Source organism: Lysobacter sp. 2RAF19 (assembly GCF_052115395.1).
Classification (GTDB): Bacteria; Pseudomonadota; Gammaproteobacteria; order Xanthomonadales; family Xanthomonadaceae; genus Noviluteimonas.
This window is the reverse complement of record NZ_JBFRGO010000004.1, coordinates 85,429-112,132: the sequence shown is the minus strand read 5'-3', so window position 1 is coordinate 112,132 and position 26,704 is coordinate 85,429. Positions and strand designations below refer to the sequence as shown.

General features: G+C 66.1%; 28 protein-coding genes. 10 read left to right on the top strand and 18 right to left on the bottom strand.

The window, feature by feature from the left end:
* The 3 genes from AB4059_RS14560 to AB4059_RS14550 form a co-directional block, all read right to left on the bottom strand.
* Complete coding sequence (locus AB4059_RS14560) at nucleotides 1-942, bottom strand: ABC transporter ATP-binding protein (RefSeq protein WP_498979856.1); 942 nt, start codon at nucleotides 940-942, stop codon at nucleotides 1-3.
* Between the two features lie 273 nt (nucleotides 943-1,215).
* Nucleotides 1,216-2,322 carry a sensor domain-containing diguanylate cyclase gene (locus tag AB4059_RS14555; protein ID WP_498979854.1) on the bottom strand — a complete coding sequence of 369 codons (1,107 nt, stop codon included), beginning with the start codon at nucleotides 2,320-2,322 and terminating at the stop codon, nucleotides 1,216-1,218.
* A 59-nt stretch (nucleotides 2,323-2,381) separates the two neighbouring features.
* Complete coding sequence (locus AB4059_RS14550) at nucleotides 2,382-2,804, bottom strand: PepSY domain-containing protein (protein WP_498979852.1); 423 nt, start codon at nucleotides 2,802-2,804, stop codon at nucleotides 2,382-2,384.
* A 129-nt stretch (nucleotides 2,805-2,933) separates the two neighbouring features.
* Here AB4059_RS14550 and AB4059_RS14545 point away from each other — a divergent pair, with 129 nt between their 5' ends.
* Nucleotides 2,934-3,632 (top strand): glycosyltransferase, encoded by a 699-nt coding sequence (locus AB4059_RS14545; protein WP_498979850.1) that lies wholly within the window; start codon nucleotides 2,934-2,936, stop codon nucleotides 3,630-3,632.
* 3 nt (nucleotides 3,633-3,635) lie between these two features.
* On the opposite strand, the gene AB4059_RS14540 is transcribed toward AB4059_RS14545, so the two are convergent.
* Nucleotides 3,636-4,118, bottom strand: coding sequence for an EF-hand domain-containing protein (locus tag AB4059_RS14540; RefSeq protein ID WP_498979849.1), 483 nt, complete (start codon nucleotides 4,116-4,118; stop codon nucleotides 3,636-3,638).
* Nucleotides 4,119-4,254: 136 nt separating this feature from the next.
* Here AB4059_RS14540 and AB4059_RS14535 point away from each other — a divergent pair, with 136 nt between their 5' ends.
* Nucleotides 4,255-4,806 carry a DUF3016 domain-containing protein gene (locus AB4059_RS14535; protein WP_498979847.1) on the top strand — a complete coding sequence of 184 codons (552 nt, stop codon included), beginning with the start codon at nucleotides 4,255-4,257 and terminating at the stop codon, nucleotides 4,804-4,806.
* A 9-nt stretch (nucleotides 4,807-4,815) separates the two neighbouring features.
* Here AB4059_RS14535 and AB4059_RS14530 read toward each other — a convergent pair whose 3' ends face one another.
* Both AB4059_RS14530 and AB4059_RS14525 read right to left on the bottom strand, forming a co-directional pair.
* Entirely contained in the window at nucleotides 4,816-6,753 is a 1,938-nt protein-coding gene (locus AB4059_RS14530; protein ID WP_498979844.1) for a PAS domain-containing hybrid sensor histidine kinase/response regulator, read from the bottom strand.
* A gap of 173 nt (nucleotides 6,754-6,926) precedes the next feature.
* Nucleotides 6,927-7,412, bottom strand: a complete 486-nt coding sequence (locus AB4059_RS14525) for an EF-hand domain-containing protein (RefSeq protein ID WP_498979843.1) — start codon at nucleotides 7,410-7,412, stop codon at nucleotides 6,927-6,929.
* Nucleotides 7,413-7,591: 179 nt separating this feature from the next.
* Here AB4059_RS14525 and AB4059_RS14520 point away from each other — a divergent pair, with 179 nt between their 5' ends.
* Genes AB4059_RS14520 through pdeM form a run of 5 tightly spaced genes read left to right on the top strand, consistent with a single transcriptional unit; the run spans nucleotide 7,592 to nucleotide 14,098 of the window.
* The gene (locus tag AB4059_RS14520) at nucleotides 7,592-8,389 is read left to right on the top strand and encodes a TspO-related membrane protein (RefSeq protein ID WP_498979841.1); all 798 of its coding nucleotides are present in this window, start codon (nucleotides 7,592-7,594) and stop codon (nucleotides 8,387-8,389) included.
* 28 nt (nucleotides 8,390-8,417) lie between these two features.
* Complete coding sequence (locus tag AB4059_RS14515) at nucleotides 8,418-9,419, top strand: ligase-associated DNA damage response exonuclease (RefSeq protein ID WP_498979840.1); 1,002 nt, start codon at nucleotides 8,418-8,420, stop codon at nucleotides 9,417-9,419.
* A complete protein-coding gene (locus AB4059_RS14510) occupies nucleotides 9,419-11,023 on the top strand; it encodes an ATP-dependent DNA ligase (protein WP_498979839.1) in 1,605 nt (534 codons plus the stop codon). Before AB4059_RS14515 ends, AB4059_RS14510 begins: the two co-directional genes overlap by 1 nt.
* Nucleotides 11,020-13,467, top strand: a complete 2,448-nt coding sequence (locus AB4059_RS14505; protein ID WP_498979837.1) for a ligase-associated DNA damage response DEXH box helicase — start codon at nucleotides 11,020-11,022, stop codon at nucleotides 13,465-13,467. Before AB4059_RS14510 ends, AB4059_RS14505 begins: the two co-directional genes overlap by 4 nt.
* Nucleotides 13,460-14,098, top strand: a complete 639-nt coding sequence (pdeM, locus tag AB4059_RS14500) for a ligase-associated DNA damage response endonuclease PdeM (protein ID WP_498979836.1) — start codon at nucleotides 13,460-13,462, stop codon at nucleotides 14,096-14,098. Before AB4059_RS14505 ends, pdeM begins: the two co-directional genes overlap by 8 nt.
* On the opposite strand, the gene AB4059_RS14495 is transcribed toward pdeM, so the two are convergent.
* Genes AB4059_RS14495 through AB4059_RS14485 form a run of 3 tightly spaced genes read right to left on the bottom strand, consistent with a single transcriptional unit; the run spans nucleotide 14,099 to nucleotide 16,476 of the window.
* Nucleotides 14,099-14,425 carry a PilZ domain-containing protein gene (locus AB4059_RS14495; protein ID WP_498962818.1) on the bottom strand — a complete coding sequence of 109 codons (327 nt, stop codon included), beginning with the start codon at nucleotides 14,423-14,425 and terminating at the stop codon, nucleotides 14,099-14,101.
* A gap of 38 nt (nucleotides 14,426-14,463) precedes the next feature.
* The gene (locus AB4059_RS14490; protein ID WP_498979834.1) at nucleotides 14,464-15,159 is read right to left on the bottom strand and encodes a PIN domain-containing protein; all 696 of its coding nucleotides are present in this window, start codon (nucleotides 15,157-15,159) and stop codon (nucleotides 14,464-14,466) included.
* A gap of 45 nt (nucleotides 15,160-15,204) precedes the next feature.
* On the bottom strand, nucleotides 15,205-16,476 hold the full coding sequence (locus tag AB4059_RS14485; RefSeq protein WP_498979833.1) for an aminopeptidase: 1,272 nt from the start codon (nucleotides 16,474-16,476) through the stop codon (nucleotides 15,205-15,207).
* A gap of 118 nt (nucleotides 16,477-16,594) precedes the next feature.
* On the opposite strand from AB4059_RS14485, the gene AB4059_RS14480 reads away from it, so the two are divergent.
* Nucleotides 16,595-17,197: a DNA-3-methyladenine glycosylase gene (locus tag AB4059_RS14480; protein WP_498979832.1), complete on the top strand. Its 603-nt coding sequence runs from the start codon at nucleotides 16,595-16,597 to the stop codon at nucleotides 17,195-17,197.
* A 1-nt stretch (nucleotide 17,198) separates the two neighbouring features.
* On the opposite strand, the gene ltaE is transcribed toward AB4059_RS14480, so the two are convergent.
* The 6 genes from ltaE to AB4059_RS14450 all read right to left on the bottom strand — a co-directional run bounded on the left by ltaE (nucleotide 17,199) and on the right by AB4059_RS14450 (nucleotide 22,280).
* A complete protein-coding gene (ltaE, locus tag AB4059_RS14475; RefSeq protein ID WP_498979830.1) occupies nucleotides 17,199-18,212 on the bottom strand; it encodes a low-specificity L-threonine aldolase in 1,014 nt (337 codons plus the stop codon).
* A 14-nt stretch (nucleotides 18,213-18,226) separates the two neighbouring features.
* On the bottom strand, nucleotides 18,227-18,811 hold the full coding sequence (locus tag AB4059_RS14470) for a hypothetical protein (RefSeq protein ID WP_498979828.1): 585 nt from the start codon (nucleotides 18,809-18,811) through the stop codon (nucleotides 18,227-18,229).
* Nucleotides 18,812-18,817: 6 nt separating this feature from the next.
* Nucleotides 18,818-19,099 carry a DUF4242 domain-containing protein gene (locus AB4059_RS14465; RefSeq protein ID WP_498979827.1) on the bottom strand — a complete coding sequence of 94 codons (282 nt, stop codon included), beginning with the start codon at nucleotides 19,097-19,099 and terminating at the stop codon, nucleotides 18,818-18,820.
* A gap of 90 nt (nucleotides 19,100-19,189) precedes the next feature.
* Nucleotides 19,190-20,419: a lipopolysaccharide biosynthesis protein gene (locus AB4059_RS14460; RefSeq protein ID WP_498979825.1), complete on the bottom strand. Its 1,230-nt coding sequence runs from the start codon at nucleotides 20,417-20,419 to the stop codon at nucleotides 19,190-19,192.
* 88 nt (nucleotides 20,420-20,507) lie between these two features.
* Nucleotides 20,508-22,031 carry a metallophosphoesterase gene (locus AB4059_RS14455; RefSeq protein ID WP_498979823.1) on the bottom strand — a complete coding sequence of 508 codons (1,524 nt, stop codon included), beginning with the start codon at nucleotides 22,029-22,031 and terminating at the stop codon, nucleotides 20,508-20,510.
* A 96-nt stretch (nucleotides 22,032-22,127) separates the two neighbouring features.
* Nucleotides 22,128-22,280 (bottom strand): hypothetical protein, encoded by a 153-nt coding sequence (locus AB4059_RS14450; protein ID WP_498979821.1) that lies wholly within the window; start codon nucleotides 22,278-22,280, stop codon nucleotides 22,128-22,130.
* A 178-nt stretch (nucleotides 22,281-22,458) separates the two neighbouring features.
* Here AB4059_RS14450 and AB4059_RS14445 point away from each other — a divergent pair, with 178 nt between their 5' ends.
* Together AB4059_RS14445 and AB4059_RS14440 are read left to right on the top strand one after the other, a co-directional pair.
* Nucleotides 22,459-23,604 carry an NADH:flavin oxidoreductase/NADH oxidase gene (locus AB4059_RS14445; protein WP_498979819.1) on the top strand — a complete coding sequence of 382 codons (1,146 nt, stop codon included), beginning with the start codon at nucleotides 22,459-22,461 and terminating at the stop codon, nucleotides 23,602-23,604.
* A 29-nt stretch (nucleotides 23,605-23,633) separates the two neighbouring features.
* Nucleotides 23,634-24,032 (top strand): hypothetical protein, encoded by a 399-nt coding sequence (locus tag AB4059_RS14440; protein WP_498979818.1) that lies wholly within the window; start codon nucleotides 23,634-23,636, stop codon nucleotides 24,030-24,032.
* Between the two features lie 62 nt (nucleotides 24,033-24,094).
* Here AB4059_RS14440 and AB4059_RS14435 read toward each other — a convergent pair whose 3' ends face one another.
* The 3 genes from AB4059_RS14435 to AB4059_RS14425 form a co-directional block, all read right to left on the bottom strand.
* On the bottom strand, nucleotides 24,095-24,346 hold the full coding sequence (locus AB4059_RS14435; RefSeq protein ID WP_498979817.1) for a hypothetical protein: 252 nt from the start codon (nucleotides 24,344-24,346) through the stop codon (nucleotides 24,095-24,097).
* Nucleotides 24,347-24,428: 82 nt separating this feature from the next.
* Complete coding sequence (locus tag AB4059_RS14430; RefSeq protein ID WP_498979816.1) at nucleotides 24,429-25,604, bottom strand: restriction endonuclease; 1,176 nt, start codon at nucleotides 25,602-25,604, stop codon at nucleotides 24,429-24,431.
* 65 nt (nucleotides 25,605-25,669) lie between these two features.
* Complete coding sequence (locus AB4059_RS14425) at nucleotides 25,670-26,659, bottom strand: DNA cytosine methyltransferase (protein ID WP_498979814.1); 990 nt, start codon at nucleotides 26,657-26,659, stop codon at nucleotides 25,670-25,672.
* Between the last annotated feature and the right edge of the window lie 45 nt (nucleotides 26,660-26,704).

The window sequence follows — 26,704 nt, the reverse complement described above, 5'->3', positions numbered from 1 at the left end:
TCATGCCGGCGCCCTCACCAGGCTGACGAAGATGTCTTCCAGCGAACTCTCGCTGGAGTGCAGGTCCTTGAAATCGATGCCCTGCTCGTGCAATCGACGCAACAAGGGCGCGATGCCCGTTTCTTCGGATTGGGTATCGAAGGTGTAGACCAGCGATTGCCCGTCCTCCGACAGGGAGAGTGGAAGGTCGGCCAATTCCGCCGGCACCTGCGAGAGCGGCGTCTGCAGCGAAATGGCCAGCTGCTTGCTCCCGAGCTTGCGCATCAGCGTCTTCTTGTCCTCGACCAGGATCAGCTCGCCCTTGCGGATCACGCCGATGCGATCGGCCATTTCTTCCGCTTCTTCGATGTAATGCGTGGTGAGGATGATCGTCGTGCCGTTCTCGCGCAGGCGGCGCACCATCTGCCACATGTCGTGGCGCAACTCGACGTCGACGCCCGCGGTAGGTTCGTCGAGGAACAGGATCTGCGGTTCGTGCGCGAGCGCTTTGGCGATCAGCACGCGGCGCTTCATGCCGCCGGAGAGCGTCATGATCTTGTCGTTGCGCTTGTCCCACAGCGAGAGGTCGCGCAGCACGCGCTCCAGGTGCGCGGCATCCGGCGGCTTGCCGAACAGGCCGCGGCTGAATCGCATCGTCGAGAGCACCGTCTCGAACGTATCGGTCGACAACTCCTGCGGCACCAAGCCGATCTTGCTGCGCGCGCCGCGATAGTCCGACACGATGTCGTGCCCGTCGGCGACGACCGTGCCCGAGCTTGCGTTCACGATGCCGCAGATGATGCTGATCAGCGTGGTCTTGCCCGCGCCGTTGGGGCCGAGCAACGCGAAGATCTCGCCGCGCAGGATGTCCAGGTCGATGTGCTTGAGCGCCTCGAAGCCCGAGGCGTAGGTCTTGCTGACGTTGCGGATCGCAACGACAGGTTCTCGTACGGCAGGTGCCATGCGCGGCGCCTCGGCTCGATGGCGGGGGAGTCCATCGTAGCCGGGCGCCGCCAGGCCTGCGTCGTTCAACCGAGCTCGCCGGTTTCGCGCGCGGCGATGGGGCGTGCGAACAGACTGCGGAGGACGCGGTTCACCGCGTGGAAGAAACTGCGCTTGCGACGTCGCATGGGCCTCACCGGGGGTCGTGGGGGAGGCTCAGGCTACGGGGGATATGCGACGGCGATAAGTCGGCAATCGGCGGAATCAGTGTCCCGGATGCGGGGCAATGGGCGGTCAATCGACCTGGGCGGCCACCACGCGGTTGCGTCCCTGCGCCTTGGCCGCATACAGCGCGCGATCGGCCGCCGCGATCAGGCGTTCGGGCGAACGCTCCTTCGTCGGCGTGACCGCGGCGACGCCCACGCTCACGGTGACGTACGGCGCGATCGTCGAGTTGTCGTGGCGCATGGCGGCCGCTTCGACATCGCGACGCAGCGCTTCGCCCAGTGCCACGGCCGCTTCGAGCGAGCGATCGGGCAGCAGCAACACCAGTTCCTCGCCGCCGAAGCGCGCGACGAGATCGTCGATGCCATCGGCGAAGCGCGTGCACAGGCGCGCGAGTTCGCGCAGGCATTCGTCGCCGTACAGATGTCCGTGCGCGTCGTTCAAGGGCTTGAAGGAATCGGCGTCGACCAGCACCAGCGCCAGTTCGCGGTGTTCGACCGACTGCCATTCCCATTCGGCCGCGAGGCGCTGGTCGAAGCAGCGACGGTTCGCGATGCCGGTGAGGCCGTCGATCATCGACAGCGTTTCCAGCTTGCGATTGGCCGCTTCCAGTTCGGCGACCACGCGCGCAAGGTGGATCGCGCCGGCGATCTGGTCGGCGATGGCGTCGAACACTTCGCGCGCTTCGGGATAGAAGAAATCCGGCTGCGTGCTTTCGATGTTGAGCACGCCGTGCAGGCGCGTGCGATGGCGGATGGGCACCAGGTATTCGGAGCGCACCTTCGTGTTGCCGGGCACGTAATCCGGATCGCTTTCCACATCGGTGATCAACTGCGCTTCGCCCGTGCGCGCGCAGCGGCCCGCGGCGCCGACGCTCACCGGCCAACCATGCGCGAGCTCGGCCGGATACAAGTCCAGGTCGCCCGCCCAGACTTCCTGCACGAAGTGCGCGCCGTCGTCGTCGAGCAGGATGATGCTGGCGATGGCCACGGGGAGGTTGCGCACCAGGCAGTCCACGATGCGCCGCAGCACGGCTTCCAGGTCCTCGCCCTGCAGGGCTTCGCGCGAGACCTCCGCCAGCAGGCCCGTCAGGCGCGCATGCCAAACGGGCGCGACGGTTTCCCGTGCGCCCGCAGGCTGGTCGGCCAATTCGACGATGTCTCCCGGCCCGTGCATGTTGCCCCCGAGGCGCCCCCGGGGCCGAGTCTAGCGCGGCGCCGGGGGCGACGTCGGACTTAGTCCTTTTCCTTGCCGATCACGGCGCCGGTCTTGGCGTCGATCTTGAGCTCGACGTCCTTGCCGGCCTGGTCGTCGGCCTCGGCATTCCAGACGCCATCCTCGAAGTCGACGTCGTGGACATCGGTGTAACCGGCGGCCGCCAGCTTCGCCTTCACCGAGGCCTCGTTGAGGTTGGCGACCTGCTCGTCGGGATACACCGCACCGGTCTTGGCATCCAGGCGCACGTCCACGTGGTTGCCGTCGGCGCTCTTGGCATCGGCCTTCCACACGCCATCGACGAACTTCACGTCATTGACCTTGGTGTAGCCCTCCGCTTCGAGCTTGGCGCGGACCTGGGGTTCGGTCAGAGTCGCCTGCTGCGCGAAGGCGAAGCCGCTGGCAGAGGCGAGGATCAACAGGGTCAGGGTCTTGCGCTTCATCGATTGCTCCATGGGGGATATGTTCAAACGGCCGCCAGTCTCGGCACGGCGGTGCGAATCGCGGATGAAATGCGCCCGATGGGATCACGCGGCGTTGCGGTTGTTGCACGTGGCGTGAAGAATGGCGCGATGTGGTCTTTCATCCTTCCCGCGCACGACGAAGCGCCCCTGATCGGCGCGACGGTCGATGCGATCCGCGCCGCCGCGCACGATTGCGGCCTTGCGCATGAGCTCGTGGTGGTCGACGACGATTCGACCGATGGCACGGCGCAGGTCTCGCGCGCGCATGGTGCGCAGGTCGTTTCCGTCGCATTCCGCCATATCGCGGCGACGCGCAATGCAGGCGCCGCCGCTGCGGCAGGCACGCGCTTGTGTTTCGTCGACGCGGACACGCTGATCGATGCGCGCGTGCTGCGCGCGGCGATCGCTGCACTCGACGAAGGCGCGGTGGGCGGTGGTTGCGCTGTCGTGCTCGACGGTCGCGTGCGATGGCCGGTCCGCATGTTCACGGCGACGGTGATGCACGTGTTCCGCTGGATGCGCGTCACGCCAGGGTGCTTCGTGTTCTGCACGCGCGAGGCCTTCGAAGCCACCGGCGGGTTCGACACGAACTACTTCGCGGGCGAAGACGTGGCCTTCAGCCGCGCACTGGCCACCGTGGGCCGCGTGCGCATCCTGCGCGAAACGGTGCGCACCTCCGATCGGAAGCTGCGTACCTTCGGCGTGATCGACCACCTGCGCCTGATGCTGCGCTTCGCGCTGCGCGGGCGACGCATCCTGCGCTCACGCGATCACCTGGCGCTCTGGTACGCCAGGCGACGCCACTGACGATCAACCGCCGCCCGAGCGGAGTTCGCCGATGTCGAGCGTGCCGTCCTTGCTCGTATCGAGGATTTCGAACACCTGCTGCGCGCCGCGCTTGAGCTCTTCTTCGGTGAGCTCGCCGTCGGTGTTGAGATCGATGCGGCGGATGCGATCGGCGGGCGACAACATGCCGTCCTGCTGCTGGGCACTCGCGCTGCCCAACTCGTCGGCGCTGACGCGATTGTTGTGGTCGGCGTCCAGGTCGCGGAACACGCGCGTCATGGCGTCTTCGTATTCGTCTTCGCTGATGACGCCATCGCCGTTGGAATCCATCGCGGCCATGCGCTGGTCGGCGTTCTGCGGCAGGCGCGTGGACGAGGGCACCGGATTGCTGGTGCGCGGCGTGGCATCGGGCGCGGTATTTGGAATCGGCGCGTAGGTTTGCGCGAAACCAGGGGCGGCGCACAGGGCACCGACGAACAGGCATCCGACCAGGAAAGTGCGGCGCATGGGGTGCTCCGGCGTTTGGGGAGATCGCGGCCGGAGGCTGCGGCGCCGCGCATTAAGCGGCCGTCAAGATCGCATTGAACCCGTGCCCCCGCGGTCGCACACTCACAGTCGAACCCCCGGAATATCGAGCGCCGCCATGAAGTTCCGCCCTGCCCTGCTCGGCCTGTCCCTGGCGATGTCGGCCCTCGCGCTGACCGCCTGCGCCACGTCGGGCCCCCGCACCGTCACCGACCAGGCGCGTCCGCACGCGGTCGGCGAAGGCAGCCCCGTGTCCGTGCGGTGGGGCGATCCTGCCCAGTTCGCCGAGCTGCGCTACAGCCAGAACCGGCGCCTGTCCGCCGAGGGCGACTGGGTGGTCGAACTCGCCGATTACATGCAGGAAAAACTCGTGAAGGCCGTGCCCCCGGGCGAACGCGTGGATGTCGAGATCCTCGACATCCAGCGCGCGGGCCAATACGAATGGCTGCACAGCCAGACCGACGACGTGCGCGTGTTGCGGGATGTGTATCCGCCGCGGATGACGCTGCAGTTCTCACACAAGGATGCCAACGGGAAGGTGATCGCCGAAGGGCAACGCAAGATTTCCGACCTCGCTTACCTGCAAACGCAGCCGCCCTTCCCGACCAGCGATACGCTGCGGTACGACAAGCGCCTGATCGACACGTGGATCCGCCGCGAGTTCAAGTAAGACGGGCAATCACCCGCGCGCTGCCCGCGCATCCTCGAGTCGGCCGAGCGCGGCGGACAGGCCCTCGACGGTCAGCGGCTTGGTGAGGTGGTCGCGGAAACCCGCGGCGAGCGTGGAATCGCGATCCTGTTCCTGGCCGTAGCCGGTCAGTGCGATCAGGCCGATCCTGTCGCCGAATTCGTCGCGGATCGCTTTGGCCAGCGCGCGCCCGTCCATGTCCGGCAAGCCGATGTCGAGGAACGCATAGTCCGGCCGTGCGGCGCGAACTTCCGCCAGCGCGCTCGCGCCGTCGTAGGCCGTGCGTGCGCGGTAACCGAGGCGATCGAGCAACGCGGCCATGGTGTCGGCCGCATCGCGATTGTCGTCGACGACGAGCACGTTGCGGGTGTGTGAGGTCGGAATGTCCTGTTCGGCTTCACGCGTCGCCGCCGGCGCTTCGACGATCGGAATGCGCACGACGAACTCCGACCCCCTGCCGATGCCCGCGCTGTACGCCGCGACATCGCCGCCATGCAACGCGACGATCTGCTGCACCAGGCTCAGCCCGAGGCCGAGCCCGCCCTGCGAATGCGACGGGTCCTGTTCGCCCTGCACGAACAGGTTGAAGATGTCCTGCAGTCGCCACGGCGCGATGCCCGAGCCGTTGTCGATCACCGCGATTTCCGCGAACGCGCGATTGCGGCGCAGCACGACCTTGATCTGCCCGCCACGGTCGGTGAACTTGATCGCGTTGTTGAGCAGGTTGCCGACGACTTGTTGCAGGCGTGCCGGATCGCCCGAAACCCACGTCGGTCCTTCCGGCGTTTCCAGGGTGACGGTGTGCGCGCGGCTGCGTGCTTCGGATTCGCAGGATTCGATCGCGCCGGCGAGCGCCGCGCCGATCTCGACGGGCTTCATCTCCAGGTGGATCTTGCCGGAGGTGATGCGGCCGACGTCGAGCAGGTCGTCCACCAGGCGCGTGATCTGGACCAACTGGCGCGAGATCACGTCGCGGCACATGCGCAGGCGATCGGTTTCCATCGGTTCGAGCTGCATGATGGAAATCGCATTGGTGATCGGCGCGAGCGGATTGCGCAACTCGTGGCCGAGCATCGCCAGGAACGTGGTGACGCGCTTGCCTTCGTCCTCCAGCGCGCGGACGCGGCGCCGGTCGGTGAGGTCGCGCGTGACCTTGGCGAAACCGATGTGCGTGCCCGCTTCGTCGTGCAGCGATGTGATGACCACGCTCGCCCAGAAGCGCGAGCCGTCCTTGCGCACGCGCCAGCCTTCGTCTTCGCAGCGGCCGTCCTCGAGCGCGATTTCGAGTTCGCGCGCGGGCCAGCCGGCGGCGGCCACTTCCGGCGGATAGAACACGGAGAAGTGCCTGCCGATGATGTCCGCCGCCTGGTAGCCCTTGGTCATTTCCGCGCCGGCATTCCAGCTGGCGACATGGCCCTCGGGATCGAGCATGAAGATCGCATAGTCCACGACGCCTTCGACCAACAGGCGGAAGCGCTCTTCGCTGAGGCGGAGCATTTCTTCGTGGCGGCGGCGGGCGCTGAGGTCGCGCGTGATCTTCGAATAGCCGATCAGGCGGCCGTCGTCGTCGAGCAGCCGCGTAATGATCACGTTCGCCCAGAACTGCGAGCCGTCCTTGCGCACGCGCCAGCCTTCGTCTTCGAAGCGGCCGGTTTCGCTCGCGACCAGCAGCTCGTGATCGGGCCACTTCGCGTCGATGCGCTCCTGCGGGTAGAACGTCGAGAAATGACGGCCGATGATCTCCTCGGCGGTGTATCCCTTGATGCGTTGCGCGCCCGCGTTCCACGTCCGGACGATGCCGTCGGGATCGAGCATGAAAATCGCGTAGTCCGGTACTTCGCCGACGAGGCGGCGATAGATGCTGTCATCGTCTTCCCAATGCTTCGACGAAGCCGGAAGCGATCCAGGCAACTTGTTGCGCGTATCCAATGACGGTGTCCCCTGTCCGGCCGGGCCGGCTGCTGCATCGCGGCTCCCGCGGGGCTGCGCGCGATGATTCATTGGACCATCTTGCCTGTTAATTCGTCTTCACACAGCCGCCGCACCGCCCCGGGAGACCGGGGGCGATGCGGCGACGCGCCAGGCTTCAGCCACCGTTGTCCTCAGGTGCCCTTGTCCTTCTTGCTCCAGTCGTCCTTGGCCTTGTCCTTGCTCATCATCTTGTCGTGGCCCGAATCCATTTCGGTCCGCGAGAGCATGCCGTTGCCGTCGGCGTCCATCTTGCCGAACATTTCCTTGGCACCGGCGCTGTGTTCGGCCGCCGACAACTTGCCGTCGCCATCGGTATCCATCTTGGCGATCTTGTCGGAGGACTTCATTTCCATGCCGTGCTTCTCGCCGTGCTCGTGCGATTCCATCGCAGCGTGTTTGGCGTCCATCTCGGCGGCGGTCACGAAGCCGTCCTTGTTCGTGTCCATGTCGCCGAACATCTTGGTGACGGCGGCATCGTGCTCGGCAGCGCTGACCTGGCCGTCGTTGTTGGTGTCCATCATCTTGAACATGTCCCCGCCTTCGTGATTCGCGAAGGCGCCGAAGGCGACACTCGCGAGTCCGGCGGCGAGGCACAGTTGAAGTGTCTTGCGTGTCATGGTGTAGCTCCTGCTGGGGAATCCCGAGGGTGCGCGGCGCTTGGTGAGCGGCGGATCAATGGAGGCCCACAAGCTCGACGGTGGGCGATGGGACGATTCAGGGATGTGCAAGCGGGTGTTCGACGCGGCGCTCACGCCTGCCTGCTAGCGTCGCGCCATCCCAGGAAGGAGCCACGTCCATGCGCCTGCTCGTGCTGTTGTTCGCGATCGCGATGCCGGTCGTTGCATGGTTGACCGAGCGCGGGGTCTTCGGGCCGCCTTCGGGCGCGGTCTCGGCGCAATTCCCGAACCTGTTGCTGCCAGCCGGATGGGCATTCGCGATCTGGGGCCTGATCTTCGTGTTCGACGTGTTGTACGGCGTCTGGCAGGCCGCGCGATCGCGCCGCGACGATCCGACGCTGACGCACATCGCACCGTGGACCGCGGGCGGGTTCGCATTGACGACCGCATGGATGCCCTTGTTCTCCATGGGCTTTTACTGGTTGAACCTCATCGTGATCTTCGGCGCACTTGTGTGCCTGTTGCGCGCCGCCTTCATGCTCACCGACGACAAACAACGCCTGCCGCAGCAATGGCTGTGGGCGTGGACGCCGATTTCGTTGCACGCCGGATGGCTGTCGCTGGCTGCGTTCGTCAACATCGCGCAGGTGGTCGTTGCCTACCGCGTGATGTCGACCACCGACATGCTGGCATGGAGCATGGCCTTGTTCCTCCTGCTCGCCGTCCTGCTGCTGTGGGCGAACCATCGCATGCGCGGCAACCCCGATTACGCGGGCGCTGCGACCTGGGGCCTGATCGCGGTGTATGTCATGCAATCCAGCTGGGGCGTGCGCGGCGCGACGGCGGCGTCGTGGTGTGCGCTGGTGCTCGCGGTCGCGCTGGTCGGGCAGACGGTGTGGTTGCGGTTCAAGTATCGCGGCGGTTGGGTGACGAACGCGCCCGATCAGAGCGCTCCGGACACCAGCGCTCACGCGTAATCGGCAAAGGCGCTGCAAGACTGCCGGCATGCCGGCATCGCGCGATCTGATCGTCCTGCGCCCCGAGGGGCTGTTCTGCCCCGCGGGCGGGTTCCACATCGATCCATGGCGGCCCGTTCCGCGCGCGGTGATCACGCACGGCCACGGCGACCACGCGCATGGCGGCATGGGCGAATACCACGCCACGCGCGCCGGGCTGCCGATCCTCCATTGGCGGCTCGGTCGAGAGGAGCGCATCTTCGACTACGAATACGGCGAGACTTTCGTGCTCGGCGATGCACGCGTGTCCTTCCATCCCGCCGGTCACGTGCTGGGATCGGCGCAGGTGCGGATCGAAGTCGACGGGCAAACCTGGGTCGCTTCGGGCGATTACAAGCGCCAGCCCGATCCGACGTGCGCGCCCTTCGAAGTCGTCCCCTGCGATGTGTTCATCACCGAGGCGACGTTCGGCCTGCCGGTGTATCGCTGGCCTGACACCTCGGCGGTCGCGCGCGAAATCGTCGAATGGCGCGAAGAGTGCGCGGCGCGCGGCGAGGCGGCGGTGCTGTTGTGCTATGCGCTGGGCAAGGCGCAACGCGTGCTCGCCGAATTGATGCCGCATACCGATCGGCCCGCATGGCTGCATGGTGCGATCGCCGCCGGCGTGCAGGTCTATCGCGAATGCGGCGTGCCGCTGCTCGAAACGCGCTTGGTGAGCGACGAACAACGCGGCGCGGATTTCGCGGGCGAACTCGTTCTCGCACCGCCTTCGGCGGCGGGCAGCCCGTGGATGCGGCGATTCCGGCATGCGCAGACGGGCTTCGCGTCGGGGTGGATGCGCATCCGCGGCAACCGGCGGCGCCGCAACCAAGATCGCGGCTTCGTCGTGTCCGACCACGCCGACTGGCCCGACCTGCTGCGCACGATCCGCGAAACCGGCGCACGCCGCGTGATCGCGACGCACGGCAACACCGACGCGCTCGTGCGCGCCCTGAACGAACAAGGCATCGCGACCGGCACCTTCTCGACGCAGTTCGGCGGCGACGATTGATGCGCCGTTTCGCTGCCCTCTATCGGCGCCTGGATCGCAGCACGGCGACGACCGACAAGCGCGCCGCGCTCATCGCCTACTTCCGCGAAGCGCCGCCCGAGGACGCGGCGTGGGCCTTGTGGCTGTTATCGGGCGGGAAGATCGGCGGCGCGCGCGCGAAGATCGCGGGCACGAACGAATTGCGCGACTGGATCGCCGAAGCGAGCGGCAATCCGTTGTGGTTGGTCGAGGAGAGTTATCACCATGTGGGCGATCTCGCCGAGACCTTGACGTTGTTGCTCGACGATCCGCCGCCCGCGGTGCGCGACGACACGCCATTGCACGTGTGGATCGAACAGCGCTTGCTCGCCGTGGCCGGGCAGGACGCCGGCACGCGACGCGACCTGATCGTCGGCGCCTGGCGCGCACTCGCCTACGACGAGCGCCTGGCGTTCAACAAGCTGCTCACCGGTGCCTTGCGCGTCGGCGTTTCGCAACGCCTCGTGCAGCAGGCGCTCGCCGAGATGAGTGGCGTGGACATCGCGCGCATCGCGCAACGCATGCTCGGCGCGTGGTCGCCCTCGCCCGCCTTCCTGCGGGATCTGCTGACCGAAGGCGAGCTGCCCGGCGATCGTGCGCAACCGTATCCGTTTTTTCTCGCCTCGCCGTTGGAAGTGGCGCCGGAAACCCTGGGGCCGATCGACGATTGGCTACTGGAATGGAAATGGGACGGCATCCGCGTGCAGTTGATCCGACGCGGCAGCGATATCGCCTTGTGGTCGCGAGGCGAAGAACGGCTCGATGGCCGATTCCCCGAAATCGAACACGCCCTCGCCGCGCTGCCGGGCGATGCGGTCATCGACGGCGAGCTGCTCGGTTGGCGCGAAGGCGACGCGCCCTTGCCCTTCACGGCCTTGCAGACGCGCATCCAGCGGCGCAAACCCGGCGCGAAGATCCTCGCCGATACCCCGGCGCGGGTCTTGGCCTACGACCTGCTCGAACGCGGTGGCGTGGACCTGCGCGCGCTGCCACTGCAGGCGCGGCGCGACGCGCTCGCCGAAGTGCTCACCGCGCATGCCGACCCGCGCTTGGTGATTTCACCGGAAGTGATCGCATCGGATTGGGAGGCGGCCGCCGAGGCGCGCATCGGCGCACGCGAACGTGGCGTCGAAGGCCTGATGGTCAAGCGCCGTGCATCGCCTTACCAGGTGGGCAGGCGGCGCGGCGATTGGTGGAAGTGGAAGATCGATCCGCTGACGATCGACGCGGTGCTCCTGTACGCGCAATCGGGCCATGGTCGCCGCAGCGCGCTCTACACCGACTACACCTTCGGCCTGTGGGACGGCGATGCGCTCGTCCCTGTCGCCAAGGCGTACTCGGGCCTGGACGACAAGGAAATCCTCAAGCTCGATCGCTGGATCCGCGCGAACACGATCGAACGCTTCGGCCCCGTGCGATCGGTGACGCCGCTGCATGTGTTCGAGTTGGGGTTCGAAGCGGTGAATCGTTCGACGCGGCACAAGTCCGGCATCGCCGTGCGCTTCCCGCGCATCCTGCGTTGGCGCAACGACAAGCCGGCCGCGGAGGCCGATCGCCTCGAAACCCTGCGGGCGCTGGCGCGATGAACCCGCTGGCCGCGTGGTTCGAATCGCAGGGGTGGAAGCCCCTGCCCTTCCAGCGCGAAATGTGGAAGCGCTGGAAGGCCGGGGAATCGGGCCTGTTGCACACGCCGACCGGCAGCGGGAAGACGCTCGCGGCCTTCGGTGGCCCGCTGCTCGATGCGATCGCCGAAGCCCCCAGGGTGCCGCGCAAGAAAAACGCAGCGCGCCCCCTGCGCCTGCTGTGGATCACCCCGTTGCGCGCACTGGCGACCGATACGCTGCGTGCCTTGCGCGAACCGGTGGACGCGCTCGGCCTGGACTGGCGCATCGGATTGCGCACCGGCGATGCGAGCGCGCGCGACAAGCGTCTTTCGCGTGCGGGCCAACTCGATGCGCTCGTGACCACGCCCGAATCCTTGTCGCTGCTGCTTTCGTACCCCGAGTCGGCGGCGCAGTTTTCCGAATTGCGCACCATCGTCGTCGACGAATGGCACGAGCTGCTCGGCAACAAACGTGGCGTGCTGTTGCAACTCGCCCTGGCCCGCGTGCGCGCGCTCGCACCCGCGCTGCGCCTCTGGGGCTTGTCCGCGACCCTGGGCAACCTGCAGGAAGCCCGCGATGTGTTGCTGCCGCATGCGCCGGACGCTGCGCTCGTCTCGGGCCTGCCGCCGCGCACGCTCACGCTGGAGACCTTGCTTCCCGAAGCGGGCGAACGATTTCCCTGGGCCGGTCATCTCGGACTCGTGCAACTGGCGCGCGTGGTCGATCGCCTGCTCACGGCCGGCACGAGCCTGTTGTTCACCAACACGCGCTCGCAGGCCGAACTCTGGCATCGCGCCTTGTCCGCCGTATGGCCGGAGGACCAGGGCACGTTGCTGCTCCATCACGGCTCCATCGACGCGAAGCTGCGCCAGGCCGCGGAGATCGGCTTGCGCGACGGCACCGTGCGGTGCGTGGTCGCGACGTCGAGCCTCGATCTTGGCGTCGATTTTCCCGCGGTCGACCAAGTGTTCCAACTCGGCAGCCCGAAGGGCATGGCGCGTTTGCTGCAACGCGCGGGCCGTGCGCGGCATCGTCCCGGCGAGCCGGCGCACGTCGTCTGCGTGCCCACGCATGCGCTCGAGATGCTCGAGTACGCCGCCGCGCGACAAGCGCTCGCACACGGCCGCATCGAACCGCGCCTGCCGCCGCGCCTGTCGCTCGACGTCCTCGCGCAGCATTGCGTGACGCTCGCGCTCGGCGGCGGTTTCGATGCCGAGGCTTTATTCGAGGAAGTGCGCGGCACGCATGCCTTCGCCGAGCTCGATCACGCGACGTGGCTCGCCGTGCTCGACTTCATCGTGCAAGGCGGATCGGCGTTGTCGCACTATCCCGACTATCGACGCGTTGTCGTCGATGCGGGCGGGCGTTACGTGGTCGACGATCGCAAGGTCGCGTATCGCCATCGCCTGTCGATCGGCACGATCACCAGCGACGGGAGCGTGGCGGTGAAATTCCTGCGCGGCGGCGCGCTGGGCTCGGTGGAGGAAAGCTTCGTCTCGCGCCTGCGGCCCGGCGACCGCTTCCAGTTCGCCGGCCGCACGCTCGAACTGATTCGCTTGCACGACATGACCGCGCAAGTGCGCCTGGCCAAACGCAACGACGGGATGGTGCCGAAGTGGCAGGGCGGTCGCCTGCCCTTGTCGGGCGAACTGGGGCGCGAGGTGGAACGCGTGCTCGCGGGCGTGATTTCAGGCGAAACCGATTCGCCCGAGATCCGCGCCTTGCAGCCGTTGTTGAAGCTGCAGCACGCCTTGTCGGCGATGCCCGGACCGGATCATCTGCTGTGCGAATGGGTCAAGACGCGCGACGGCCGCCATCTGTTCGTCTATCCCTTCGCCGGTCGGGCCGTGCACGAAGGCCTGGCCGCGCTGCTCGCGTTGCGCTGGGGACGGCGCGTTCCCAACTCGTTTTCGTTCGCGGCGAACGACTACGGGCTGGTGTTGTCCGCGCAGGCGGAGGTCGATGTGGAGCCGGCCTTGCTCGGGGAGCTGCTGCGCCCCGAGGCCTTGCTCGACGATTTGACCGACAGCTTCAACCTCACCGAGCTGGCGCGTCGCCAGTTCCGCGAGATCGCGCGCGTCGCCGGGTTGCTGCCGCCTTCGCTGCCGGGCCGTGCGCCGCGCTCGATGCGGCAACTGCAGGCCTCCAGCGGCCTGCTCTACGACGTGCTCGCGCGCCACGACCCCGGGCATCTGCTGTTGACGCAGGCGCAACGCGAAGTCTTCGCGCAGCAGCTCGACGTCGTGCGTCTCGCGCACACGCTGGACGATTGCGCGCGCCGCCCGATCGCGCTGCATCGACCGAAGTCGCTGACGCCGCTCTCCTTCCCCCTGTGGGCGGAAAGCCAACGCGGGCATTTGAGTACGGAAGATTGGCGGGCTCGCGTCGAACGTGTCGCCGCGCAACTGGAACGCCGCCATGGCTGACGCGATGGAGGTGGTCATCGCGGGCGAGCCGATGCGGCTGCTCGCCGATCGCGCGCTTTATTGGCCGGCGCGCAATCGCCTGTTGCTCGCCGACCTGCACCTGGGCAAGGCCGACATCTTCCGTCGCTTCGGCATCGCGCTGCCGAGCGGTGGGACGCGACTGGATCTTTCACGCATCGCCACGCTCGCGCAGATGACGGGCGCGGAGACGGCGTGGGTCCTGGGGGACTTCCTGCACGGCGGTATCGAATCGCCGCAATGGCGCGAAGGGTGGAACGCGTTCCGAGCGGAGCATCCGGCGCTGCGCATCGGCGTGCTTGCCGGCAACCATGATCGCGCGCTGGTGCGTGCGAATCTCGACATCGACCTGCTCGGCGATGCGGTCGACGACGGTCCGTTCTCGCTGCGCCATGCACCCGATGCGAGCGCGCCGTCGCACGTGTTGTGCGGGCATTTGCATCCGACCGTGCGGGTCGAAGGGTTTCCGGGGCGATGGCCTGCGTTCTGGTTGCAGGAGCGCACGAGCATCCTGCCGGCTTTCTCGGCGTTCACCGGCGGACGCACGCCGGCGTTGAGCCCGCGCGATGGCCTCGTCGCGTGCATGCACGACGCATTGTTACGCCTGGCTTGATTACTGCCGCGGGCCGAGCGAGGCGAACAGATCGCGGATATCGCTTTCCTGCTGCGGCTCGAATTCCACGCCGAGATCGTCGAGGCCCACGCGCGTGACGTGACCGCGCAAGGTGATCGACTCCTCCGCGTCGCCGTTCTCGAAATACAGGCGCAGCGTCGCACCGTTCTGCGGCGACCAATGCTGCGGCAGCGTGACGCGCGCGCCGCCCAGCGACAGATCGAGCAGATGCGAGTCGAGCTTGTGCCCGTTCGGCCGCACGAGGATGGCCCGCACCATTTGTTGGCGCGGATAGCGGCGGCGGTCGTCGTGTTGTTCGTCGCTCATGTCGGCGGAATTTAACGCCGCCCGCGTGAAGCCGACGATCAGGCCGGATACACCAGCTTGCGGCCTTCGACCGTCAGCACGCCCGCGGCCTGCAGCGCCTGCAGCATCGTCTCGATCTGCGCCGCTTCGAAGGGCGGATTGAAGCTGGCGAGCCAGGAATGCAGCGTCTTCACCGTGCGCGGCGTGGCGTGCTTCATGCCCTTGAGGCGTTCGACGACTTCCTGGAAACGCGGGGGCGCCGCGGTCTTCCTTGCAGCGGCTTTCTTCGCGGGTTGTTTGGCCGGTTGCTTGGCAGCCGGTTGCCTGGCCGGTGTCTTCGCAACGGCCTTCGCCGCCTTCGCGACGGGCGCCGGTTTCGCCGTCGGCAGCTTGACCAACGCACCGGGGATCGTCGCCACGCGCTTGCACTGGATGCCCAGCTTGTCCAGGTGCTTCACCAGCGGATCGAAGCCTGTGTCCTTCGACACGATCACGAAGCGCGCGCCGGCTTGTTCGCCGGACAACTTGCCGATGTAGAACGCGATGTGGAAATCCAGCGCGTCCTTGCCGTTGCCGACGATCGGGATGTATTGCGCGTTGGGCCCGAAGGCTTGCACCGCCTGCACGAGCCCGAGTTCCAGCCGTGTCTGGTGCTGCCCGAGGAAGACGAGGATGCGCCACTCGCCCGGCTGCAGCGCGCCGAGGTTGTCCGGCTGCACGTTCTCGAAATCGACGAGGAGATATTGGTTGGCCATGGCGACTTCCGCGGGTGCGACCGCGGAAGTCTAGGCCATGCGCGCTCAGATCTTCAGCGACCCGCCCTCGATGATCGGCTTGCCATCCAGCGTGACCGTGCTGCCCGCCAGCGAAACGGTCTGCCCATAAGGCACGGTGTTGTCGCCGCCGGCCCAGGTGTTGTTGCCCGTGCCGACGCTGATCGTGCCCGCGGGCACCCAGTTGCCGACGGTCGCACTGGCGGGGAACTTGATGTTCGGGTTGATGCCGAGATCCACGAAGCTGAAGTCGTCCTTGTGCGCATCGTCGACGGCGTCGTACTCGGCCTTCATGCCGGCGAAGCCCGGGCCCGAGCCGGTCATGCCCGTCATCTTTCCGTCCTTGAAGGTCAGCGTCAGGTTGTCGATCTGCTGCCCGCGATAGTACGCACGCGTGTTGACGAGCTTGCCGTTGGCGCTGCCCGCGACGGGTGTGGTGTACACCTCGCCCGCAGGCAGGTACACCGCATTCGCCGCGCCGCCGGCCTGGATGTCTTCGGCGGAAATCACGCCATCGCTGACACCGACGGGGCGTCCTTTCACGTTCACCGTCAGGTCCGTGCCGTTGGGATGAGTGATGTGGATTTCGCTGCCGCTGGCGAGCGCGCCTTTCACTTCGGCGCCGCGCTTGACGAGATCGGCGTAGTCCAGGTTCACGCCGTTCCAGAACATTTTCGACAGCTCGTCCTGGGTGACGCCGTAGCGTTCGGCGCGCCACTTCGTCGGATACAGGCTGTTGCCGACCTCCAGCGTGCGCACGCCCTTGCGCTGGTAGAGGCTGGGCAAGCCTTCGTTCGCCTTGCCGCGGGCAGCCATGCGCTTGGGGTCGGCGCCTTCGAACAGGTTTTCGCTGGCGTTGTTGCCCAAGGTGATGATCACGTCCACCACGTCGGCGAGGTCGGCCGACAACTTGTCTTCCTGCGTGTCCCACTTTTCGGGGACGTCGAAGAACATGCGCTTGGACAGGCGATCGCTGCTGTAGTCGATCATCGGGAACGCGCCGACCTTGCGCGCGGCCACCGCGATGTCTTCCAGCAATTCGGCATCGGTCGCGCGACCGGTGATGAACACCACCTCGCCTTCCTTCACCGCGGCGTTTGCGACGAGGCGGTCGGCGAGCTGGTCGAAATCGGTGGGTGCGGGTTTGCTCGCGACGGCCGTCGTGGTCGCCGGCGCGGGCGCCGTGGCGGTCGAGGGCGAAGGCGTGGTGGTGGTCGGTGTCTCGTGTTTCTGGCAACCGGCGAGCAGCGTGGTCGCGAGGGCGGCCGCCAGGGCGGTCGCGGTCAGATGGCGTGTCATGGCGGGACCCTCAACACCCGGGGCGGGCGATTGGGCCAACGCACGTGCGGCGGCCGTGCGGTCACCGCCGGTCGTCGCGGTGAACGCGCGCCGACGCACGGTTCCCTAGACTGGCTGCATGGCCCGCCGCAAACGATTGCCCCGCGCGTTCTACCGCCGAGATACGCTCCACGTGGCGCGCGATTTGCTCAACAAACTCCTCGCGATGCCCGACGGCCGCGCGGGCCGCATCGTCGAGGTCGAAGCCTACCTGGCGGGCATCGACCCCGCCGCGCACACCTATCGCGGCCGCACGCCACGCAACGCGACGATGTTCGGCGAACCCGGCCATATGTATGTCTACTTCACCTACGGCATGCACTGGTGCGCGAACGCGGTCGCGTGGGACAAGACGCCCGGCGCGGGCGTGCTCATCCGTGCGCTCGAACCGATCGCGGGCCTCGACCTCATGCACCACGCGCGCGGCGGCGTTTCCGAACGCCTGTTGTGCAGCGGACCGGCGCGCTTGACGCAAGCGCTCGGCATCACCGGCGCTCAGGACGGAGCGGACCTGGTGAAGGGCGAGGGCCCGCGCATCCTCGACGACGGCATGGCGCCGCCCTTGCATCCCATCGCGACACCGCGCATCGGGATCAGCGCGGGGCAGGAACATTTGTGGCGATTCGTCGTGCCGAACAATCGGCACGTGAGTCCGGCGCGGGTGAAGCGCGTGCAGGCGTGAGTCAGCCGTCGAAAGAGCGGAACGCCGCAATCGCGCGCGCAATGCCGTCGTCGTCGATATCCAGATGCGTCACCATTCGAACGCGCGGTAGATAGCCGATCGACATGCGGATGCCGGCCTGGTCCATGTGCTTGCGGAACGCATCGAGCTTGTCCTTCGGCACATCGATGAACACCATGTTGGTGTGTTGTCCGGCAACGGCGACGTGCTTCGCGCCCTGCAATCCATCGGCGAGTGTCTTCGCGCGACGATGATCGTCGGCGAGGCGGTCGACGTGGTGGTCGAGCGCGTGCAGGCACGCGGCGGCGAGCATTCCTGCCTGGCGCCAACCGCCGCCGGCGACTTTGCGCCAGCGCTTCGCATCGTCGATCAACGCGCGCGAGCCGACGAGCACCGAGCCCACGGGCGCGCCGAGGCCTTTGGACAGACACACCGACACGCTGTCGAAGTGCTTCGCAATCTCGCGCGGCGCGACACCGTCGGCGACCGCGGCGTTATACAGGCGCGCGCCATCCAGATGCAGCTTCAGCCCGCGGCGATCGCACAGCGCACGGGCCTGCGCGAGATACGCGCGCGGCAGCACGCGGCCATGCCAGGTGTTTTCGAGGCACAGGATCTTCGTGCGTGCGAAATGCGGATCGACCGGCTTGATCGCGTTCTCGACAGTATCGAGCGGCAGCGTGCCGTCTTCGCCCTGCACGATCGGCTGCGGCTGGATCGAACCGAACACCGCCGCGCCGCCGCCTTCGAACTTGTAAGTGTGCGCGTCCATGCCGACGATGTATTCGTCGCCGCGCTGGCAGTGCGCGAGCAAGGCCAGCAGGTTGGCCTGCGTGCCGCTGGGCGCGAACATCCCGGCTTCGAACCCCAGGTCGACCGCGAGCCGCTCCTGCAGCGCGTTGACGGTGGGATCTTCGCCATAGACGTCGTCGCCGACGGGCGCGCGCAGCATGGCCTCGCGCATGGCGGGGGTGGGGGTGGTAACGGTGTCGGAGCGCAGGTCGATGGAGTTCATCGGCGCAGCTTACTTCAGACCGTTTCGTGCCCGATGCCCATCAGCCGTTTGTGCACCGGCTTGCCGTGGTCGGTGATCACCATGACCCCGGTGAAGCGCAGGTCTTCGGCCAGCGCCGCCAGGTGCTGGTCGACTTCCTTCGCCAGTTCGAAGACCTCGGCGTCATCCGCGCGCCGGCCCTGCGTGGTCATCTGCGCCTGCAGGTCGCTGCGGAAATCCACGAAGGCCGACAGGCGCCGCACGTCGTCGAAGAACTGGCTGAGGATCACCCGCTGGTCGACGTTGCGGCACAGCGAAGTGAAGTGGCCGTGGCTGGCATACCACACCGCGGTTTCCAGGTCGGCATGCAACAGGCGCGGGCAATGCGTGCTGCCGACCAGGCGCAGGATGCGCTTGGCCTCGGCGGTGTTCTTCACCACCGAGCCGAGGATGGAATCGATGACGCGCTCGTATTCGGCGGCCTGCAGGGAGTCGCGTTCGACCGTGTCTTCCGCCTTGCGCCTGCGCTCGAAGATCAGCGCCAGCCAGATACCGACGAACACGGCGAGAACGCCGCTCAGCGTCTGCACGATGAACGACCACGCCATCTCGTTGAACATGGCTCGCTACTCGCGGTGTTCCGCCGTGGTCGGATCGATGATCGTCGCGACCTGGGTGACGCGGGTGACCGGGAAACTCCCGAGGCGGCCGTGCTCGCGCACCATCTCCTCGTCGGGCGCGACGTACACGCAATACAGGGCGTCGCCGGTGACGTAACTCTGCACCCACTGGATTTCGGGCCCGAGCTGGCGCAGCACGCCGACCGAGCGACGCGCCAGGCTCTGCAATTCCTGTTCGGTCAACTTCGATGCGCCGGGGACTTCTCGTTCGATCACGAACTTGGGCATTGGGGATTACCTCCGTGACTGACAAACGCGCACGGGGTATCGGACAGGCCGCCGTTCGACCACGGCCGTTGGCTTGCGGTTCGGACTCCCTCATGAATCGGCGGCGACGCCCTGCGAACTTCTCCGCGCGACGATCACCGCACGCCTGGCCGAAACGATCAGATAGAGAAGCGTGGCCACTTCGGCAATCACAAATCCCGCGACCGCGCCCTGCCAACCGAAGGGCGTAACGAGCAGGATGGCCGCGCCGACACGCAGCGCCGCGCCCAACCACAACCCATGCGTGAATGCATCCCCGCGCCCGGCGAGGATCGCGGCATTGCCGAGCATGCCGCGGGCGAAATCGAGCAGCGGCAACCAGCACAACCAGAGCAGCACGTCCGCCGCCAGTTCGAACTGCGGCAGGAACTCTTGCACCAGCGCGGACAGCGCGAACAGTGCAGCACCCGCCAGCACCGCATAGGCCGCAGGCCACCACAGCGCGCGCCGCCAATAGGCGCGGCGCTCGGCCGGCGCGGCATGCAGCAAGCCCGGCAACGCGCTCGCGATCGACGCCTGCAGCGGGAAGCTCACCAATTCGACGACGCGCTGCGCGAGGAAGAGTGCGCCCGAGGTGGCCGGATCGATGAGCCGCATCACGATCGGCTTGTCGCCGTGCGCGAACATGCGGTCGGCCATGCCGCCTTCGCCGAAGCGGAACCCGACGCGCACCAGGCGCCGCACCGCATCCCAGGAGCGCGGCGCATCCTTGCGCGGCACGACCCACGCGCCGCATGCGACCAGCGTGGACATCGCCAGCGCGATCGCCACCCACGTATCCAGTGTGAGCACGACGCTCCAACCGAGGATCGCGAGCACCGCCAACAGCCGCAGCGCGTGCGGCGCCGCCTGCCAGAGCAGCCTGCGCGATTCGCGGCCTTGGGCGTGTTCGAAGCTCGCGCGCATTTCGGCGAAGCCCATCATCACGATCTCGGCCATGCCCACCGCGAACCACAGCGCCCATCGGTTGCCATCGTTCGCGATCAGCACCATCGCACCCATTACCAGGAGCGCGCACGGCAAACCGATGACGATGAGTGTCCGCGTCCACAGCGTAGCGATCTGTTCGCGGGTGCAGCCGAAGGCGCGGTGGCTGTATTGATAGACGACCGCGGGCCCGCTGACCAACAAGGGCGCCAAGCACGCAGCGATCGCCACGGCGGTCACATAGCGGCCGTAGTCATCCGCATCCAGCGCCAACGCGAGCAGCAACAGCGTCGCGGCATGCACGCAGGTGCGCGACCATTGCCAAGCACGCAACTGGAACAAAGGTGCATTCATCAAGCCAGATCCTTTGGCCCGCCCGGCCGGCGTCCCGCCGACCCTCCCGCATGCCGCGTGCAACGCACGCGAATCCTGAGGGCGCCGTTTACTTCACGATCAGGTTGAAGCCCACCTGGCGCACAACACCGTTGGATTCTCCGCGCACGACGAGGGGATACGTGCCCACCGAAGCCTGTGAACTGGACACGCGCAGTGCCAGCCTCGACGTGCCGTCGCCATCCGCCGGGGACGTGAGCGGGTCGATCGACCACGTCGCCGTCACGCCGGTGGGCAAGCCCGTGACCGACAGATCCACCGGCGCGTGGAAGTCCCCGTAGCTGCCGAGGGTGATGATCTTCCCGCCCGTACTGCCGCGCGTGACGGCGATCGACGGCGAGGACTGCAACAGGAAATCGCCGATCGTGCCGCTGGCGCGATGACAGGTGCCGCCGATGCTGTCGGTGAACGTCTTTCCTGCGATGGGGACGAACTCGGCGAGCCAATCCGATGCGGTCAAGGTCAGCTTGAGGATGCCGTACGTGCCGCTCTGCTTGCGCTCGAGCATCGGCGAAGTTCCATTGACCGCATACATCGAGCCCCCGCCCGTGCCGACGACGAGTTCGCGCACGCCGTCGGCCCGCGGCACCTGGCTGCCGTCCATGGGCGTCCAGCGCTGGTAATTGTGATCGTGTCCGACCAGCGCCAAGTCCGCGCGCGATGCATACAACCGATCGAAGAACGGCTTCATCGTCGCGTAGCCGCTGTAGTTGCCGCGGCTGATGAACACGTGGTGCCAGTACGCGGCCGTGCAGGGTTTTGTGTTCGCGCGCAGGTCCGCGTCCAGCCACGTCAGCTGCGCCGCCGACACCGTGTTGCCGGTCTTGCTGTTCAAGGCGATGAAATGCCAATCGCCGACGTCGAAGCTGTAGTAGCCCTTGCTGCGGTCGCCCGCCGGGCCCGTTTGATTGCCGACGCCATTGAAGTAGTCGTAGTAACCCGAGGCCGTCGAGGTGGTGTACTCGTGGTTGCCGGGCACCGGTTGCGTGATCGCCTTGAAGCGGCCCCAATTGGGGTCGTAGCGCGTGTTGTAGTCGTCGAGCGAGCCGTTGTTGTACGCGTTGTCGCCGAGCGTCAGCGCCACGACCGGATTGATGCCGACGACCAGATCCGCCGTTCGGCCGCAATTGGCGGGCGCGGTCGCGCTGCAGATGTCGCCGGCGGCTGTGACCACGGACGTCGTCGACGCGAGCGACACCATGCCTGCCTGGTAACCGCTCAGCACATAGCGACTGCCGGGATCGGAGAAGTCCGTCGTGATCGAAACGCAACTCCCGCGCAGCGCGCGCGTGTAGAAGCTGCGGCCCGTCCACTTCTCTCCCGCGGTGAATTCGATGGCCCCACCCTGCGTGCCGCTGAGCTTGAGCGAATCGTCGCCCTTCAACACCAGCGACTGAAAGCCGATTCGGATCCAGCGCGCGTTCGAACGGCAGACCTGCGAAGGCGACGTCCCCGCAAGCACGCGCGAAACGGCCGTGTCTTCCGCGAATTGCAGCGTGTTTTCCGCACCCTTCGCCTCCGTCGCCGCGACGAACAACACGGCGACCAGCGCCCCCCATGCCCCGGATTTCATGCGCACGTTCCTCCGTGTGCACTTGGTGTACACAGGTCAACGCATGCCACCGCTCGGCACAGGACAGGCGAATGCGATGAATGCGCACGCGCGCGATCACGGCGCAGGCACGTTCGCGACGGCGGCCGTTCCCTCATACGTGCCGTACGCAAAACGGGTGACGCCCGGCGAGAACGCAGCGGCCGAGGTCACGCCGATGGCCAGCGACTGCGCGAACAGCCCGAAGGCGAGTTGGCGTGGTGTGTTCATGATCCGGCCTCCGCGATGCTCGGCATCGGGTGGATGCCTGCGGTCGCGCCGCCGGTTCGACGCCACGCGCCAACTCAGCCGTTCGGCAACGCACATGGAACACGGTGAATGCGACGATGGAACACCGCGCGCCCACCGCACGCGCCAACATGCGCAACGCGATTCCAAGGACGACGAGATGGCCAAGCCGAAACTGTTCGAACCCCTGCACGTGCGCAACATCGCGCTCGACAACCGCATCGTGATCGCACCGATGTGCCAGTACTCGTGCGACGACGATGGACGCGCGAACGACTGGCACGCGACCCACCTGGGGCACCTGGCGCTTTCGGGCGCGGGCCTGCTGACGATCGAAGCGACCGCCGTGCTGCCCGAAGGCCGCATCACCTGGGCCGACCTCGGCCTGTGGGACGACGCGACCGAGAGCGCGCTGCGCGACGTGTTGCAACGCGTGCGCGCGTGGTCCGACATGCCGATCGCGATCCAGCTTGCTCATGCGGGCCGCAAGGCGAGCTGCGAAACCCCGTGGGCCGGCGGACACCAACTTCCGCCCGACGACGCGCATGGCTGGCAGACCGTCGCGCCGAGCGCGCAGCCGCATTACGCAAAGGACCATGCGCCGACCGCACTCGACGCCGAAGGCATGCGCAAAGTGCGCGAAGCCTTCGCCATCGCCGCACAACGCGCCGCACGCTTGGGCATCGACGCCGCGCAGATCCACGCCGCGCACGGCTACCTGCTGCATCAATTCCTCTCGCCGCTGAGCAACACGCGCACCGACGAATACGGCGGCAGCCTCGAAAACCGCATGCGCTTCCCGCTCGAAGTGTTCGACGCCGTGCGTGCCGCATTCCCCAGCGATCGCGCCGTCACCGTGCGCGTGTCCGGCAGCGACTGGGTGGACGGCGGATGGGATGTCGCGCAGACGATCGCGTTCGCGAAAGCGCTGGAAGCCCGCGGTTGCGACGCGATCCATGTGAGCAGCGGCGGCGTGTCGGCGCAGGCGCACATCCACCCCGTGCCCGGCTACCAGGTACCGCTGGCGCGCGCAGTGAAGCAAGCGGTGAACATCCCCGTCGTCGCCGTCGGCCTGATCACCGAACCCGAACACGCCGAAGCGATCGTCGCCAACGGCGACGCCGACATCGTGGCGCTGGCCCGCGCGATCCTCTACGACCCGCGCTGGCCGTGGCATGCGGCGGCGAGACTCGGCGCAACCGTGCGCCCGCCGAAGCAATACCTGCGCAGCGAACCGCACCACCACCGCGGCATCTTCCCGCAGGGGCCCTTCGACCCACCGGCGCGATGGAAGGACGACCGATAGACTGAGGCATCGTTCTCGGGGGAAGACCGATGCAATCGGCGTCGTTGCGCTTCTGGATCTTCGTGCTGGTTTCGCTGGTGGCGTTCATCGCCATCCTGCGGTTCGTCACTCGCCATCGCACGCAACACCCGCGACGCGCCACCGTACTGGCCGTCGCGGCCATCGTCGTCGTCGGCGGCATGGCGTTCGCGAAATACGGCAACAACATCGGCCTGCCGTGGTGGATTTATTACACGGTGCCCGCGTTGGCGACGCTGCTGCTGCCGCCGATCGTCTTCAAACTGCGCGGCGGTGAACTCGCGCGGTACCTGGGGTTGGCGTTCCTTTCCTCGCCGGCGATCCATGTGGCGTTCTCCTTCCTGCTGGGGTGGAAGGAGTACATGCCGTTCATTCCGGTGCCGGCGTGGTGGGAGTTGTTGGGCCGCTGAGCGAACGCCCCGGAGAGGGGTTGAAGGAGAGCACCCGTCGAAGCGACGGACAGCACCACCCCTCAGTGCAAAAACCCGGACTCCCGACAGGAAGCCTGCACCTCTCCCTCAACCACCTCCCACGACGGCGACCCCTCATCTCGCAACGCTTCCCAGGTTCTTCGCAGGATCGGCGACAACTCATCCCAGGTCCCGTGCTCGCATTCCTCGCGCGCGACCTTGAGGACGGCTTCGAACAGCTGTGCGTCCATGTTGCGGACCATGGGCATGGGGGTGATCTCCCGATCCTTGTTGCTCAGGGAGACGATGGCCAAATGGGTGTCAAGGCTGAGGCTGGGAAGGGTGAGGGAGGCTGACTGGTTCAGAGTTAGCGCATTTCACGCGAACGGCACGGGTCTAAAGAGTTGACGGAAAAGAGATCTCGAGCCATTTCCGTACCTCTGATGCTGTGCCCAGTCCTTTGGATCGAAGCAGCGAAGCGATATCTGCACCCGAGATAACAACGATCGGGTGCTCGTCCTCTTTGATTTCCTTGTACGCCTGTTCGTCAACATAACTCGTCGTGACGAGCACTCCGAATTGGCGGTGGCGCAATCTTGATATCAGCCTAGCCATCTCGCGAACGCCGACCGGGTTCTTCAGACCGTAGCATTTTGCCTCAAGCGCAAAATCGACCACCACGCTACTCGGACCGACGCCGATGCGGTATTGGCCAATGCCGTCTCGGCCACCGTCGCGGGAGCGTCGCGTCAAATCCAAACTTGCAATGCTTGGTAGCATGAACCGAGCAATCTGGGCGGCGCATCTTTCGAACCCGAACGGGTCCTCCGAAAAGAACTCGTGAATTGCTCCAACGATCTCGCGATCCAAGTCGGTCGCCGGCTGCTGCTCAGCCTTTTTACGGTGCTGGATTGTGCGTGGCGCGAGGAGCGGCGTGATTTGGCCTGTCTTCTTCCAGTTCTCCCAAACTGGGGGCGCGAATGTGTTGTCGGCGTTTCCTTCAATAATGGAGGCTATCCAGTTTCTAGAGATGCTGGCGGCCTTCAACACTGTGAAGTGTGCTCGATAGTTCTGAAAACGGCTCCCAGCGCGACTCCGCCAGACAGCAACTAGACCTTCGGAGGGATCTTCCCCGACGACTCCCGGGACGGCCAATCCAAGAAAAACTACATCACGTCGTTCCCCACCCGACGTAAATACTAGAACCGGAGGAACGTTGGCGCGCGCCGCGGCTCCGCCATTAGCGTCTTCGAATATGCGTTGAAGTATTGCGTTGCCAAATCGAGGCGTATCGTGAAGATCACGACCTGGAATCTTGTTGTCACCATAGTAGGTGTACACACCCGTCTCGCGATCTAGATGATCCGGCCAATCGGGGTCTTTTTTGTTGGACGTCAATACGACAAGTTCTAGTCGGTCGAGCTTTCCGCGATATCGGAACCCGCCGCCCGTGCTTACCCCGACTAGCTTAGGCAGCGGATCATCGCCCGCACCACCTGCGCGTCCACCTTCGTAGAGCGCATCAACAATCAGATCTGACTTAACAAGATCCGATAACGCAAACTTGTGCATCGGTCGCCCAATCTCCCCTGCCAGGATGGGACAACGAAAGTGGACGCGCCACCAGGCCAAAACGTCTAAACGAAAGTTTGACTTGCCATCCTTTGTCTCGCTACCACTGTAGAAGTCAATGACCTGATCACCCCAGTCATGACTGGCGGGCAGACTCCATTTCCAAGCAGCTTCACTTTGTCTCGCCTCGTGCCCCTCGTCAAAACTGCATCCTCGGGGTATCCCATCGCGCGACGCAACTCAGGTACTTGCAACATTCGAAATGTTGCTTTTCCATCGATCCACCGCACAAGCCCGAATCTATCCAAGGTTGTCAGCGTCCGCATCGGCCGTTCCAAAGGTTGCCATCCCCCGGCACGATCCGAGCCGTAGTAGACGACAAGAAAGTCCTTCTGGGCGCCAAGCGACTCTATTCCGCGCTCGATTCTTGCGATAGTTCCTGCAGCAAGCCGACCGCCTTCTATGTGGCGAGACCGCCAGACGGAGTGGTCATCCAAAATGGCGCTCGCTAAAGCCAGCTCACTCGTCCCCTCAACTTTTGGGGGCCGCTGCAAGCGATCTCCCATTATAAAAAGCCGTTTGCGATTCTGGGGAACGCCGAAATTGGCAGCATCAAGCAATTGCATACGAAGAAAGTAGTGCTCTTGAAGCTCTTCAATGAGTTCAGCAAATCCATCCCAGCGCTTCATACCCGACACGTTCTCAATGACAACCCACCTTGGCCGGTATGCGCGAACGAAGGGCATCACATACCAACCCGACCTGCGACTGCTCTCGTCGCGGGGCTTGGCGCCGCGCGCAATGGAATGGTGGGTGCATTCGGGGGATGCGATCAGGAGGTCTACGGAGCTCACTTTAGAGAATAGGGCAGCGCCCGTGCGCGCGTGAAGGCGCGCAGTGACCACTTCCGCAGACGGGAAGTTGTCCTTGTAAGTCGCCGTCGCGACGTCCCAAGCGTCAACAGCTCCGACCATTTGGACGCCGGCAGCCCGGGCGCCGAGGCTGCTACCGCCTCCGCCGCAGAACAGGTCAAGCCCTTTGATTCTTGTCGCCACGCGTCACTCCCCTTGGTCGCATACGGTGCCAGGCTTGCACCCTTG